The organism is Haliscomenobacter sp. (assembly GCF_965225875.1).
Taxonomy (GTDB): Bacteria; Bacteroidota; Bacteroidia; order Chitinophagales; family Saprospiraceae; genus Haliscomenobacter.
The window spans coordinates 2918412-2933781 of the sequence record NZ_CBDDBS010000002.1; the positions used below are offsets into that span (position 1 = coordinate 2918412).

A 15370-nucleotide genomic window follows, 5' to 3' on the forward strand; every position below is an offset into this window, starting at 1 on the left:
CCAAAGCTTGTTTATCCTCCAAAAAAACCACTACCACCATGCCCGAACTCCCCGAAGTCAATACCTTCCAGCGCTACTTCGACGCCAGTGCCTTACATCAACGCATCCAGCGCGTAGACGTACACGACGATAAAATCATTCGAAACATGGACGGGGCGCAGTTTGCCGAACGGCTACAGGGGCGAAGCTTTACGGGCTCTTACCGCCGGGGAAAATACCTTTTTGGCGCACTGGACAACGGCCATCACGTCCTGCTGCACTTCGGCATGACGGGCGACATCAAGTATTACGAAGACCCCCTGGATCGGCCCAAATATGAACGTTTCGCCTTTGTATTTGACAATGGCTTTCAATTGGGCTTTGACGATCCCCGCAAGTTTGCCCGCATCCTCTACCTTGAAGATTTACAAGCCTACATCGACTCCTTGCCCCTCGGCGAAGATGCCCTGCGCATTTCCGAAGCCGATTTTCTGGATTTGATCAACGCTAAAAAAGGCCAACTCAAAGCCTTTTTGCTCAATCAACAATACCTGGCAGGAGTTGGCAATTTGTACGCCGATGAGCTCTGCTACCAAACCCGGATTCACCCGGCCGCACGCATTGAAGACCTGTCTCAGGAGGAGAAAAAACTGCTTTTCCATACCCTGCAAAAAATCCTCAATTATGCGGTAGAGCGCCGCGCTTATTACAAAGATTATCCCGAAGATTGGCTCTGGCAATGGCGGGTCGAAGGTTTTGTGCCCGCTGATGGCAAGGGTGTGGTGAAGAAGGGGACGATTGCGGGGAGAACGACGTACTTTTTGAGTGATAAATGATGAATGATGAGTGATGAATTGTCAAGATGTCTAAGCGTATGGACAATTCATCACTCATCATTTATCATTCATCATTTCTATAATTCAAACTTTATCCCCTGCGCCAATGGCAGCTGCGTACTGTAATTGATTGTATTGGTCTGCCGGCGCATGTAAGCTTTCCAGGAATCGGAACCACTTTCGCGGCCACCGCCCGTTTCTTTTTCTCCACCAAAAGCGCCGCCAATTTCGGCACCGCTGGTACCAATGTTGACGTTGGCGATGCCGCAGTCGGAACCGGAACTGGAAAGGAAAAGTTCGGCTTCGCGCAGGTTGTTGGTCATGATGGCTGAAGAAAGCCCTTGTGGAACCTCATTTTGGATGGCGATGCCCTCTTCCAGATCAGAGTACTTGAGCAGGTACAGAATGGGTGCAAAGGTTTCGTGGTGTACAATTGCTGCATTGTGTTTGATTTCGGCCACACAAGGTTTGACGTAACAGCCACTTTCATAACCGGGGCCTTCCAATACGCCGCCTTGTACCAACATGCTGCCACCTTCGGCCTCGATTTGTTCCAGTGCTTTATTGTAATTGCGCACTGCGGCCTGATCGATCAGCGGGCCAACGTGGTTGTTCTGATCGAGAGGGTCGCCGATGCGCAGTTGGGTGTAGGCCTTGGCCAGTGCCTGACGCACGGTATCATAAATGCTCTCGTGTACAATCAACCGGCGGGTGCTGGTACAACGTTGACCGGCAGTACCAACAGCTCCAAACAAGGCACCAGTCAAAACGATATTCAAATCGGAGCTTGGTGTTACAATAATGGCGTTGTTGCCACCCAATTCCAGGATGCTACGGCCCATGCGTGCGGCTACCATTGCCCCAACGGTGCGGCCCATCCGCGTGCTGCCCGTGGCCGAGATCAAGGGAAGACGTTTGTCCTGGGTCATGTATTCGCCTACCCGGTAGTCGCCGTTGACGATGCAGGAGACCCCTTCGGGTACATTGTTGTTGCGCAGCACCTCGTGCAAGATATTCTGGCAGGCTACGGCGCAGAGGGGAGTCTTTTCGGAAGCTTTCCAAACGCAGGTATCGCCACAAACGATGGCAATCATGGCATTCCAGGACCACACTGCAACCGGGAAATTGAAGGCCGAAATGATGCCCACCACACCCATTGGATGCCATTGCTCGTACATGCGGTGACCGGGACGTTCGGAGTGCATACTCAGGCCGTACAACTGGCGGGAAAGTCCTACTGCAAAGTCGCAGATGTCGATCATTTCCTGTACTTCACCCAAACCTTCTTGCAGGCTTTTGCCCATTTCATAGGAGACCAGTTTGCCCAGTGCATCCTTGTTTTTGCGCAAGGACTCGCCGTATTGGCGGACTATTTCACCCCGCTTGGGGGCTGGAACACTGCGCCAGGATTTGAAGGCTTCCTGGGCTTTGACTACGGTGAGGTCGTATTCTTTGCGGCTGGTTACGCTGACACTGGCGATGTAAGCGCCATCGACGGGCGAGTAGGAGTCGATGTACACCTGGGAGAGATTGGAGGATTCCAATCCGGTGCTGGTTCCATGGTTTTTTTCCTGTAAACCGAGCACTTGTAAAAAATCTTTGTTCATTGGTTAAGGCTTTAAACGAAAAGGAGTTTAGTCCAATCCATCAATCAACCGGCACTTCGGCTTCGCTCAGTGACCGGTTGATTGATGGATTGGACTAAACTCCTTTCGTTTTTATTTCAACAGCTGCTTCACAACTTCAGACACCAAACGTCCATCCGCTTTACCGGCCAACTGCTTGGTTGCTGCACCCATCACTTTACCCATGTCTTTGGGCGAGCTGGCGCCTACTTCGGCGATGATGCCTTGCAGGATGACGGTCAATTCTTCAGCGTTGAGTTGTTTTGGCAAAAACTTTTCGATGACTGCCAATTCTTCCCGTTCTTTTTCGGCCAAATCATTGCGGCTTTGCTCCACATAAATGGTCAGGGAATCGCGGCGTTGTTTGGCCATTTTTTGCAAAATCTGGATCTCACGGTCTTCGTTTATCTCCGCGCCAGACCCATCGGTTTTGGCCAGCAGAATTTGGGCTTTGATTTCACGCAAGCCCCGTTTGGTGGCTTCGTCTTTGGCCTTCATTGCCTCTTTCAGGGCTTCGTTGATCCGATCTTCTAAATTCATGTTCATACTTAATTAAATGATTACAATGGGAAGACAAACAAGCAAATGGAATGGTTTAGTTCCAGGCCGCAAAGGTACGGGATAGAACTTTAAAACAAAACCAGATAATGCTTAACTTTCCGCCGTATTAATCGTTTTACCCCAAAAATCATCTTGTTGAGCACGCCATTGTTCGAACTCCGCCACATCAGCAAAGCTTATCAGCAGGATCAGCCTGTTGTTGACCGACTCAGCCTGAATTTACAGGCAGGCGAGATTTTTGGTTTGTTAGGGGAAAGTGGAGCAGGCAAAAGTACCCTCTTGCAATTAGCCGCTAACCTGATCAACCCGGATGCGGGAGAGGTATGGCTGGAGGGAGAAAAACTGCCGTTGCCAAGCGGCTTGCTTATTCCAGGCCACCCTGATATCAAAATCGTGCACCAGGATTATCAACTTTCGGCCAATCTTTCGGTGCGCGAAAACATTCGCTACGCCCTGCGTTATTACGAAAAAGATTACCGGGATGCCCGGATTGAGGAGTTGTTGGAACTTTGTCAATTGCAGGAATTGGCCGAACGCCCCACAAAACTGCTTTCTGGTGGTGAAAAACAACGCACTGCCATCGCCCGGGCTCTGGCTGAAGAAGCCCGGATTTTATTGTTGGACGAACCTTTTGCAAACCTGGATTTGCCAAACAATCGCCGCCTCGCCGATACCATCCGCAATTCAGTGGCGCAAACTGGAGCGGCCTGCATTTTTGTCACCCATCATGCTACGGACGCACTGGGCCTGTCGCAGCGGATGGGCATCTTACAAACGGGACGCCTGGTGCAGGTGGGTACGCCTCAGGAGATTTACAAAAATCCAATCAATGCCTATGTGGCCACGCTGAGTGGCGAAGTGAATATTTTGCCAAAAAAATGGGTGGCTCAAAAGTTGGGAAAAGGACTAGGGCATTCCTTACCCGAAGACCAGGTGTTGATCCGGCCAGAAAAATTCGTCATCCATACCGAAGCGGTTCCAGCATCTCTGGCAGCCAAGGGTTTGTGGGGGGTGTTTGAAGGTAGTCGGTATCGGGTTGGGGTTGAGTTAGGTGGAAAAAGTTTGGTTGGGTATAGTTCAAAAAATATTGAAGCAGGGCAAAATATTTTTTTGACAATCGTTTGATTTTTAAAAATTCACCATAAAATCCAAGCACCCCCTTCCGAAAGTTTTCGACTTTCGGAAGGTTCCTTTACAGCAGGGTCTTGCGCATAAAGATTCAGGTAGTAGCCTTTTGCTCAAAATCCTGCGCTAAAGAGCTTTCCGAAAGTGGAAAACTTTCGGAAAGGGGTTTTATAGCCTACGGTAGCTTAAATTTTAAAATCCTTTTCCAATGAACCCATATTTACAGCAACTCTACAATATCGCCCAAAAGCCCGTGCGCCACATCATTGGTTTGATGTCGGGTACCTCACTGGATGGTTTGGATGTTGCCCTTTGCGCCTTGCGGGGTGCAGGACCCAATACCCAGGTGGAGTTGTTACAATTCAGCACCGTGCCTTACGACGCTGCCCTCAAAGCAGAAATTCGCCAGGTGTTTGCCAAACGGGAAATCGACTTCCAGCACCTTTGTCTTTTGCACCCCAAAATCGGCATCTTGCACGGCCAAATGATCAATGCTTGTTTAGCGGAATGGGGCATCTCAGCAGCGGAAGTGGATCTGGTAGCGAGTCACGGGCAAACGGTTTATCACGCGCCCAAAACCCAGCATGGACTCGCGGATTATGGCAATACGACCCTGCAAATTGGCGATGGTGACCATGTAGCGCGCACCACAGGCATCATCACTCTCGCCGACTTCCGCATGCGCCACATCGCGGCGGGAGGCGAAGGCGCTCCACTGGCGGTTTACGGCGATTATTTTGTATTGGGTAAGGCTGGCGAAGACCGTATTTTGCTGAACATGGGCGGCATTTCCAATTTCACCTACCTACCAGGTGACCTCGATGCCAGCAAAGTTTTTACCACCGATACCGGCCCGGGCAATACTCTTTTGGATGCCATCACCCGGCAGTTTTATCCCCACCTGGATTACGATAAAGACGGGAAAATTGCCTTGTCGGGGCAAACCAATGTGGCATTGTTGGAAGCTTTAAAAGCTCATCCTTTTTTTGACGCGCCTTTCCCAAAAACCACTGGACCAGAGGTTTTTAATCTAGGATACCTTAAAGCAGCACAGGAGAAAACCAATACCCTACACCTGGGTGCCCCCGACCTACTGTGCACGCTAGTGCAATTCAGTGCAGATACCATCGTGGCAGGCATCAAACGGGCCATTGGCACTCAACCTTTTGCTTTCTTTTTGAGCGGTGGCGGAGCGCACAATCCAGCCTTGATCGGGGCCATTCGGGCACAATTCCCGGGGGCCAGTTTTCAATCCACGGATGTACTAGGGGTACCTGGCGATGCCAAAGAAGCGGTCCTTTTTGCCATTTTGGCCAATGAGGCGGTGGCAGGAGGGTATACTTCTTTTGGTGATCGGCACAAGGTACCTTCGGTAGTGATGGGGAAGATTTGTTGGCCGGGCTAAACAAACACTCACAACCTCGGCTTCCCAGGTTTCACCCCTGCCTCAAATCCATTCACGCCCTTCACCTTTACTTTCCGGCGATACACTTTATCCCGGCAGGTAATGTACAAGGTGTCAAAATTGGGGCCGGCAAAACACAAGTTCGATACCTGGCCTTTGGTCAGGGGCACGGGCAAAATGGCATTCACCCGTCCCAATTGATCCAGTACCTGAATGCCGGTGAGCGAGGTGACGTAAATGCGCCCATCCCGATCACATTTCAAGCCATCCGACCAGGCGTTTTCGTCTTCGTCGCGGACATGGAGCCAGCCGAACTTTTGTTTGTTGGCCAGTTTGCCATCTGCCTGAATCTGATACACCCAAACCCAATGCGAGGCAGATTCAGTCACGTACAACTGGGTTTGATCGGGGGATAAGCACAGCCCATTGGCGAACTTCAAGCCTTCATCCACCACCACTTTTTCACCATTGGGCCGGATCATATACAGTTTGCTGGGCCGTTCGCGACCATCCGGTGCAGTGAAATAAATATTGCCGTTGGCCGCCACAGTGATGTCATTGCTGCTGGCGACACTATCCGCTACTACTTTTACATTGCCCTGGGCATCATAACTCAGGATTTGTTTACTGCCACCTGCGGCGGTGTATCGTTTGCCATCCGGGCCGAAGGCGGTACCCGTGGCCCGTTTGGAGTCGATGGGCAAGGCAATGAGTTTGCCGTCCAGGCCAACTTTGTAAGTCTTGGAATTAGGAAAATCCTGGAAAAAGAACTCACCGGCAGCGTTAGTAGCAGTACCTTCGGTAAAGGAGTAACCTTCTCCAACCAATTCCCATTCGGTATTTTCCACTAGAATGTCGCTGAGAAACTGATTTTTGGAGCTTCCTTTGCCAACTGGTTTCGGGTAATCCTTCCACAACCAGCGCATGGCCTGCGGGAAAATGGCGGTGCCATGTTGGCCATTGTGCCCCCCTTCGCCCCAGATGTAATTCACCTCGTACCCGGCAAAGGTCAAGGCGCGGGCCATCATTTCATTGGCTTTCCACCAGTCGCCCGCGTAGATGTTGAGGTCATTGCTGCCGTCTTGCAAGAAAATGCGGATGGGCTTGGGCTCGTATTTGCGGATCAGGGAAGGATAACGATCAGCACCCCGCAGATTGACGTAAGTGCCAATGGCGCTGAAGACCCGGGAAAAGGCGTCGGGTCGCTCCCAGGCTGCGGTAAAGGCACAAACTGCGCCACTGCTTGAGCCGCCAATGGCGCGATCGTTGCCACTTTTGGAAAGCAGGATGGCCCGACCATCGGCGGCTTTGCGTTTTTCTACTTCGGGTAAAATTTCTTCTAACACAAAGCGGGCGTATGCGTCGCCCAGGCCGTCGTATTCAAAACTGCGGTTGTAGCGATCAAGGGAAGTCTCTTCATTGCTCGCTTTAACTTGGCCAGGGGTGATAAAAACGCCGATGGTGATGGGCATTTCCTTTTGGTGGATCAGGTTGTCAAAAACGGTGGGCGCCTTCCATTGGACGCCATCCTGGTTCACATACACGCAGGCAGGTTTGTCCGAGCGGTATTGAGCAGGGATGTAAACGGATACCTCGCGGCGGGTGCCGGGAAAAATTTTGGAGTTTTCAAAAGTGAATTTGATGATTTCTCCCTTGGGCACTCCGGCCTGTTCGACCGAGGCAGCATCGACGGGATAGGATTCGGCAGGTGTTTGGGCCAAAGCCAGGGCGGCATAGCCCAGGCACAGCAAGCTTGCGATCAGTTTTTTCATGTTTATAGTTTATAGGCATGAAAATTAATCTTTTATCCAGGAATGTGGGAGAAAAGGGTGATAAAATTGAAGGGGATGCTGCCAACTTATTTTCCTTCAGGGCTGTTAAGATTCTAACCCCATAACTTATTCGCTATGTCGCATACCTTTACATTGTTTGAAGAAGGCGTTCCCTTGGCCCAGGCCGAGCGAGCCTTACTCTTGTTTCACGGTCGGGGCGGAAATGCCCAGGCCATCCTTGAACTCGGGCGGGCAATCGCCCCGGCAGGCACCTATTTAGCCGCATTACAAGCCACCAACAATACCTGGTATCCCTATAGTTTTATGGCTCCCGTGATCGACAATCAACCCTGGTTGGATTCGGCCTTGGCCAATGTTCAGCAATTGATTGAACAAACAGAAAAGGTGTTGCCTTCCAAGCAAATTTACCTGATGGGTTTTTCACAAGGCGCCTGTTTAACCCTGGAAAGTGCAGCTCGTTTCGCCCGACCATTTGGGGGCGTGATTGCTTTTACGGGGGGCCTGATCGGTCAAACGCTGGATACAAGTCCCTATCAGGCCCAATTTGCCGGAACCCGCATTTTGATGACGAACAGTGACAATGATCCGCATGTGCCCCAAAGCCGCAGTGAAGAGAGCAAGGCTGTTTTAGAAAACCTGGGTGCCGAGCTGAATTTGGTGATTTATCCCGGACGCGCCCACATTGTGTCGCCAGAAGAGCAGAGCCTGGCCAAAGCATTTATTTTTTCAACCTAATTCAAAACCTTCCCAAAATGGAAAATTACAATAGCGTTTTAGAAGCACTCGATGGCCTGAAGGCCCGTGGTTATACCGAAGATTTTAACCTCAAACAAAATTGCCTCGTATGTGGAGCGGGGAAATACCAATTGCTGCACGATGAATTTCACGTAGATCAGGTTTATCGTTTTGAATCGGGTTCCTCCGACCCGGACGAAGAAAGTGTGTTGTACGCCATTTCTTCGGATAAACATGAGCTCAAAGGTACTTTGCTCAGCTCATTTGGCATTTACGCTGACCCCATTGCGGAGGAAATGCTGACAAAATTGAAAATTTAACCCATCCAAACGCTTCTAAAGGCTGGTGCCCGAGCAGAATCCGGGTACTGCCAGCCCTTGTTCCATCCACTTTGGTCATCCAACTGACAAAGCACCACTTGGCGATTCTCCCCCAAAATGGGTGAGCCCTCCTTGCGCCAAAAAGGCCGTTTTTTGACCGTTTTGGTTAAAAAACTGCATTTTGTGTCCGAAAAACTGCATTTCGTCGCCTAAAAAATCCCCCATTTTGCAGGATTTCCCACTCGGCCTCACCCCTCTATCTTTAAGCACAGATTTTTTGACGCTGGCGCAAAATTTTTCACGACTGTAATCAATCACTCACTAACCTATGTAAGGATGAAGCCAAATTTGTACTTGTTGGCCATCGGGCTACTGCTATGCGCAGGCCCCTTGCTGGCCCAAGACCTCAATGTTAGCGGGACCGTCCGATCGAAAGAGGATGGACTCACTCTACCCGGGGTCAGTATTTTTATCAAAGGAACAACGCGGGGCACTGTAAGCGATATTGATGGCAAATACGCCCTGAGTGCTCCCAGTGATGGGATTTTGGTATTCAGCTACACCGGTTTTGCCACCATTGAAGAAAACATAAATGGACGCAGCACCATCGACCTGAACCTGGAGTCCGATATCCTCAAACTCAACGAAGTGGTCGTCACTGCAGTCGGGATTTCCCGCGGGCAAAAAGCCCTGGGTTATTCCATCGAGCGGGTCGACGCCGAAAAAGTGCAACAAACCAGCGAACCCGACATGTTGCGCAGCCTTTCGGGCAAAGTGCCCGGGGTCAACATCATCGGCTCCAGTGGGGTACCCGGCAGTGCTACCCGCATCACCTTGCGGGGCAACCGTTCGTTTTTTGGCAACAACCAACCCTTGATCGTGGTAGACGGGATTCCGTACAACAACGAAACCAACGGGATCAGTGCCGGGGGCAATAGCCAGCTGGTCGGTGGTGGGGCATTTTCCAGCCGTCTGGCCGATTTGGACCCCAACAACATCGAATCCATCAACGTACTCAAGGGTGGGGCAGCCGCGGCCCTTTACGGCATCCGCGCCGCCAATGGCGTATTGTTGATCACCACCAAAACGGGGAGCTCCAAGGTGTCGAAGAAGGGTCTGGAGATCACCTACTCATCTTCGGTAGCCTTGGAAAACATCGCCAATGTACCTGATTATCAGAACACTTATGGTACGGGCACGGGCTTTGTGTTTGCATTTTCCAATGGCTCCTGGGGGGCACCATTCAAAAGTGCCGTCAACTACCCCACCATCGATTCCATTCCGATGTGGGCCGCTTATGGCAATGCCTTTGCTACTTTGCGGGGTAAAAAACACGTTTACCAGGCTTATCCCAACAACGTCAAGGACTTTTTTGAAACAGGGGTTGTCCTGGAAAACTCCCTGACGCTCTCGGGTGGCACCAATAAAAGTAGCCTGATCGCCACGCTGTCGAAGCTGGATCAAACGGGTTACATTCCTAATTCTTCCTTTAAAAGATTCAACGTCAGTTTGGGTGGAAGCACCAAACTGGACAATGGCCTCGTGCTCAACGGCAACCTGGCCTTTACCAACACGGTGCAATTTGGCCCTGCCGGTGGAGCCAACAACGCCGTAGGTAACGCTTCGGCCTTTGGTCGTACCATGTTCCTGGGCCGCAACTGGCCGCTGCAGGAGCTACCTTTTGAAGACCCCACTACCCGGGGATCAGTATTCTTTTTGCCAGTGGGTTCAGCCACCAATCCCTACTGGAGTACCAAATACGATGGATTTGGGGGCAATGTCAACCGTGTCGTCGCCAGTTTGGGCGCTGCCTACGATCTGACTTCCTGGTTGAGTGCTGCATACAAAATTGGCATCAACAACTATTCCCAAAACGACAAAGAATGGTTTCGGCCCGGCTCACGGGGCGCAGGAGGGATTGGTCAAATCGCCGAAGGCAACACCAGCTTTACGGAAATTGAGTCCAACTTCCTGTTGACGGCCACCACACAACTCAATTCGGATTTTGGCTTCAAAGCCGTAGTTGGACATAACCTGAACCAACGCACTACCAATGAGCAAAGGTTCAGGGGGCAAGGCATGGTCAATTTTGACATTTTGGATCTCGATAACACCTCCAATGTCATTCCATTCGGTGGAGACTACGAGCGGCGTAGGTTGTACGGTGTATTTACGGACTTGACCCTCGATTATCGGGGCTGGGCTTTTGTGAATTTCACCGGGCGCAACGACTGGTCTTCCACCTTGCCCGCTGAAAACCGCAGCTTCTTCTATCCTGGTGTGAATGGCTCACTGGTATTCACCGATGCCTTGAAGATGAAGTCTTCGGTATTGAATTTCGGTAAAATCCGGGCTAGCTGGGCCACCGTGGGTAATGATGCACCGGCCTATGCACTATCACCAATTTATCTGATCAACCTGGGCAACAGCCAAAATTTGGTAGGTGGCATTCGCCAAAACGACTTCCCTTTCCGTGGTTTGTCTGCTGCCACCTTGTCCAATACGGCTACCGATCCCAACCTGAAACCGGAGTTTACCCGCAGTGTGGAAATTGGTACCGAACTGAAGTTTTTCACCGGGCGGATCGGCCTGGATATGACTTATTATAAAACCCGTACCACGGATCAAATCGGGCGTTTGTCACTGCCCGCTGCTTCGGGTTTCAGCAACTTGCTGACCAACTTTGGGGTGTTGGACAATGAAGGCATCGAAGTGGGGCTGAGCCTTGATCCGTTGCGCTCGGAAAAAGGGGTAAACTGGAACATCTACACCACTTTTACCCACAACAAAAACCTGGTGCGCGAACTGGCTCCGGGCTTGGAGGAAATCGAAATCCAGGGTTTGTTTGCCGGTAGTGTGACGCCCGTATTGCGCCCGGGTTTGCCTTACGGGGCGATTCGGGGCACAGTTTCCTTGCGCGACGATGAGGGCAATTTGTTGATCGATCCCAGCAATGGTCAGTTGATTACGGCTTTGCAGGAAGAAATTGTAGGTGATCCCAATCCAGACTTTATCCTGGGTTTGACCAACACCTTCTCCTTCCGGGGTCTGAGTCTGAGTGTGGTACTCGATTACCGCAAAGGTGGCGATTTGTACTCTGGCACAGTCAATCAGATGTTGGGTCGTGGGGTGTTGAAAGACACTGAAAAGCGGGAAATGAACTACATCATTCCTGGCTTCCTGGGTGATCCCGACACCAACAAGCCCTTACTGGATGAAAGAGGCAACAAAATCCCGAACAACATCCAGCTGGAAATGAATGACTTGTACTTCGGCAACACCTTCGCGGTGAACGGTAACGACGAATGGGGCGTGTTTGACGCTACCACCATCCGCATCCGCGAGGTCAGCCTGGGTTACACCTTGCCCAAAAACCTGTTGCAGCGCACTTTCCTGGGCTCTTTGCGCATCAGTTTGACTGGCCGTAATCTTTGGTACCGGGCACCCAATTTCCCCAAATCGACCAGATTCGATCCTGAAACCAGCACTTTTGGTAGCCAAAACTTTGTGGGTTTTGAGTATCAGGCTGCGCCTTCGGTTCGGCGAGTGGGTTTGAATTTGCAAGCGACTTTCTAATGAAGGTTGAGGAGGTTTAGGAAGGTTGAGAAGGTTGAGGCTGCCGCAGTAACTTAGACAAAATCTCTGTCAAAAACGCTGCGGTAGCCTCAACTTCTCAACTCCTCAACTCCTCAACCCCAAAAAAACGAATACATGAAAACCAAACATAAATACCTTCTCCAAAGCCTCATCGTCGCGGTAGCCTTACTGGTGCTGCCCGCCTGCGAAAAAGGCTTTCTGGACATCAACGTGGATCCCAACAACCCCACCGATGTCCCCCTGACCCAATTGTTGCCCTATGCGGAATTGGCCATGTCCAATGCCCTTTCCATACACAGTCAGGGCTTGGGCGAACCAGCGGCCTGCTTTTCGCACTACATTGTAACGCGCAACAACTTCAATAGCTATTTTGCGCAGGGTGGCGATGGTGCGGTCAGCGATCCCTGGGAACAATTGTATACCATTGCCCTGACCGACCTGCGGCGCATCATCGACGTAGGCACCGAAGATGAAGCCTGGAATTTTGTGGGAGCTGCTCAATTGCTGACCGCTTTTACGATGGGTACCCTGGTCGACGTGTGGGGCGATGTGCCTTATCGGGAAGCCAATTTGGGTTCGCTCAAACCTTATCCGGTATTTGATACAGGCAGTCAGGTGTATGCAGATTTGCTCAAACTCGTTGATGAAGCTCAGACCAATCTGGCCAAAGTAAGCAATGTACGGATGGGGAACTCCGACCTGTACTTTGCCGGGGACGTGGCCAAATGGCAACGTTTTGGCAATACCCTCAAATTGCGCCTCTACAACCAGGCCCGCCTAACTCCCGTCTACGATGATGCCGCAGTTAAATCCCTGCTAACGGGCAACAAGTTGATGGGGGCTGCGACCGACGATTTTGAAATGTTGTACGGCAATGTGGTGTCTCCCGATACCCGGCACCCAACTTTCATCGATGAGTACACCCAGAACAGTCCGGCTTACAACATCAGTCCTTATTTCTACCAAATTATGCAAGGCAAAAGCCAGCTGAATACCATCTTTAAGGACATTGTTGACCCACGGATTCCGTATTACTTCTACAACCAGCTGACCCCAGCACAACCTGCCCAAAACGCGGTATCCTACCGGGATGGGGGCTTTGTGTCGATCTGGTTTGGCTCTCTGAACATTGACCCCAACGAGGGTTTTGACCAAAACACTTCCAAAACAGTGTTGGGACTGTATCCAGCGGGAGGCAAATTTGACGATGGCCGCGGTGGTGCTGCAACCTTTAGCAGTGGCTTGCGGGGCGCAGGTTTGCACCGCATGTTGACCTATTTCAACAGCCTGTACATCCGGGCAGAATTGGCGCTCACCCGCAACACGGGCGAAAATGCGGAGAACTTGTTCAAACTGGCGATGGAGGAATCTTTTGCCGAAGTGAATCGCATTGCGACCACGGCAGGGGTAGCGACCATCAGCAAGGCCAGCATTGATGAATACGTAGGCAAAATTCTGGCGCTGTACCAAGCTGCCAATGATGCGCGCAAGTTGGAGTTGATCATGACTCAAAAATGGATCGCCAACTTTGGGTTCAGCATTGAAGCCTACAACGACATCCGCCGCACGGGTTATCCCAAGCCCTTCGATCCCAGTACGGACAACAACCCCAATACGGAGTTGATCCGCAATTACATCGTGTCCTTCCCCTATCCGACTAGCGACTTACAAATCAATCCCAATGCGCCAAAAACGCAGCGGGTGATTGCTACGGATAAGGTTTTTTGGGACCAAAATTAATAATTGCGCGGCCTTCGGCTCGCGTTTTTTAAGTAGCCACAAAGGCACTAAGCCACTAAGCCACTAAGTTTAAACATTGACTTTTGTGCCTTAGTGTCTTTGTGGCCAAAAATAACACGTATGAAAACCATCCATAAATTTTTCTTTTTATCGCTGTTGCTCTGCGGTTTGTTTGCCTGTGAAGACGAAGATGCAATTCGTATTCCTCCTTTCCTGGAAGGGGCCAATATGCGCATAGTCATTGATGCCGACAAAAGTTCACTTAAATTGGCCAACATCAACAGCAGCACTTTTGAATTTGATGCCTATTCGATCAACAACAATATACAAAAAGTGGAATTGATTGGGGGATACATTAGCAAAACCGATACCGTTAAAAATGAGGTATTGTTAAGTTTGCCAGGTTCAGCTTTCACAAACGGAAAAGCCCGGGGAGTCATTACTGCGGCGGATGTGGTTAAGGCCTTTAAATTGGCAGGTATCTCTAGTCTGAAAGCAGGAGACAAAATTCTGCTGGAAAACCATGTGACGCTGACAGATGGACGGGTGATGAGCCCAGCCAACTCGGCGCCGAGTATCATTCAGGGGCAATATGCCAGTTTCACACCTTTTATAGAAATAGATGTTAAACCCTAGCTAGGTGATTCTTCGGTTTCTAAGGTAGTAAAGAAGTTTTTTCACCACCTTAGAAACCGAAGACACTTAAGGTGCACCTTAGGGGTTTTTAAGAAAACGTTCAAGTTGACATGTTTTTTCAATTTGGTAAAACACCTGACAAAATCACCCAATTTTAACACCTAAACCCTCTGTTTTTTGCAACCTTTTTAAAAAAATGATCACTTTGTTGATATAGCAGACTTGTGGGAATTGACAATACATTTAGCGTGCTGAGTTGAGGACCACAAGTTGATTTATCCAAACCCGACTGACTTATGATAGCCCAAGCTCGACCGATCAGAGTGGCTATTATTGATGGGCAATCCCCCAATGCCAAAGGCTTGTCCTTGCTCATCAATGGTACTGCTGGTCTGCAGGTTGCACATGTGTATGCCTCGGCCAAAGAGGCGCTGGGAGATCTGAACAAGGACTCACCAGACGTATTGCTGTTCTTATTGGGGCAACCCGATGTGGAAGAGTTGTCCAGTATCGCGGCCATTCGGCGCCTCTTGCCACTGGTCAAAATCATTGTCGTATCTGAACGGGAGGATGAGGACCTCGTTTTTCATATGTTGAAAGCCGGGGCTGGAGGTTTTTTGACCCGTGATGTCTCGCCACTCAAACTGCTCGAAGCCATCCGCGAAATTCAGGATGGTGGTGCCCCCATGACCATGAATGTGGCCCGCCTGGTGGTGGCTTCTTTTTTCAAAAACAACGATTCTTTGCTTACGCCCCGTGAACGCGAGGTACTCAGCTGGATGGCGCGGGGAAAAAGTTATACCCAAATTGCCGACATTTTGTACGTAGACAAAGAAACAGTGCGCTCGCACATCAAAAACATTTACGGCAAACTGGAGGTGCACTCCAAGGCCGACGCCATTGAAAAAGCAACACTGGAAAAATTGATTTAAACCCCGGAAGCGTGTGCTTACACGCGAAAGACTGAGAGTTTTTTCATACTAATTTTGATTGGCCACCTCTTTGTGACAGAGGTGGC

Annotated in this window: 12 protein-coding genes; 9 read left to right on the top strand and 3 right to left on the bottom strand. The window is 50.4% G+C overall.

Translation table 11 applies throughout. The features are described 5' to 3' along the window. Window positions 1-38: 38 nt before the first annotated feature. Window positions 39-815 carry an Fpg/Nei family DNA glycosylase gene (locus tag ACO08K_RS14335; protein ID WP_421797089.1) on the top strand — a complete coding sequence of 259 codons (777 nt, stop codon included), beginning with the start codon at window positions 39-41 and terminating at the stop codon, window positions 813-815. Between the two features lie 77 nt (window positions 816-892). On the opposite strand, the gene ACO08K_RS14340 is transcribed toward ACO08K_RS14335, so the two are convergent. Next, window positions 893-2422: an aldehyde dehydrogenase family protein gene (locus ACO08K_RS14340; RefSeq protein WP_421797090.1), complete on the bottom strand. Its 1530-nt coding sequence runs from the start codon at window positions 2420-2422 to the stop codon at window positions 893-895. 111 nt (window positions 2423-2533) lie between these two features. Further along, entirely contained in the window at window positions 2534-2980 is a 447-nt protein-coding gene (locus tag ACO08K_RS14345) for a GatB/YqeY domain-containing protein (RefSeq protein WP_421797091.1), read from the bottom strand. Window positions 2981-3136: 156 nt separating this feature from the next. Here ACO08K_RS14345 and ACO08K_RS14350 point away from each other — a divergent pair, with 156 nt between their 5' ends. Together ACO08K_RS14350 and ACO08K_RS14355 are read left to right on the top strand one after the other, a co-directional pair. Beyond that, a complete protein-coding gene (locus ACO08K_RS14350; RefSeq protein WP_421797092.1) occupies window positions 3137-4126 on the top strand; it encodes an ABC transporter ATP-binding protein in 990 nt (329 codons plus the stop codon). A gap of 208 nt (window positions 4127-4334) precedes the next feature. Beyond that, the gene (locus ACO08K_RS14355; protein ID WP_421797093.1) at window positions 4335-5531 is read left to right on the top strand and encodes an anhydro-N-acetylmuramic acid kinase; all 1197 of its coding nucleotides are present in this window, start codon (window positions 4335-4337) and stop codon (window positions 5529-5531) included. Window positions 5532-5539: 8 nt separating this feature from the next. Here ACO08K_RS14355 and ACO08K_RS14360 read toward each other — a convergent pair whose 3' ends face one another. Next, on the bottom strand, window positions 5540-7303 hold the full coding sequence (locus ACO08K_RS14360; protein WP_421797094.1) for an SMP-30/gluconolactonase/LRE family protein: 1764 nt from the start codon (window positions 7301-7303) through the stop codon (window positions 5540-5542). Window positions 7304-7438: 135 nt separating this feature from the next. Here ACO08K_RS14360 and ACO08K_RS14365 point away from each other — a divergent pair, with 135 nt between their 5' ends. From ACO08K_RS14365 to ACO08K_RS14390, 6 genes are all read left to right on the top strand, one after another. Next, window positions 7439-8059, top strand: a complete 621-nt coding sequence (locus ACO08K_RS14365) for an alpha/beta hydrolase (protein WP_421797095.1) — start codon at window positions 7439-7441, stop codon at window positions 8057-8059. A gap of 17 nt (window positions 8060-8076) precedes the next feature. Next, the gene (locus ACO08K_RS14370) at window positions 8077-8379 is read left to right on the top strand and encodes a phosphoribosylpyrophosphate synthetase (protein WP_421797096.1); all 303 of its coding nucleotides are present in this window, start codon (window positions 8077-8079) and stop codon (window positions 8377-8379) included. A gap of 336 nt (window positions 8380-8715) precedes the next feature. Further along, window positions 8716-11955 (top strand): SusC/RagA family TonB-linked outer membrane protein, encoded by a 3240-nt coding sequence (locus ACO08K_RS14375; protein ID WP_421797097.1) that lies wholly within the window; start codon window positions 8716-8718, stop codon window positions 11953-11955. A gap of 135 nt (window positions 11956-12090) precedes the next feature. Then, entirely contained in the window at window positions 12091-13716 is a 1626-nt protein-coding gene (locus ACO08K_RS14380) for a SusD/RagB family nutrient-binding outer membrane lipoprotein (protein ID WP_421797098.1), read from the top strand. Window positions 13717-13836: 120 nt separating this feature from the next. Beyond that, window positions 13837-14352, top strand: coding sequence for a hypothetical protein (locus ACO08K_RS14385; protein WP_421797099.1), 516 nt, complete (start codon window positions 13837-13839; stop codon window positions 14350-14352). A 296-nt stretch (window positions 14353-14648) separates the two neighbouring features. After that, entirely contained in the window at window positions 14649-15284 is a 636-nt protein-coding gene (locus ACO08K_RS14390; protein ID WP_421797100.1) for a LuxR C-terminal-related transcriptional regulator, read from the top strand. The last annotated feature ends 86 nt before the right edge of the window (window positions 15285-15370 follow it).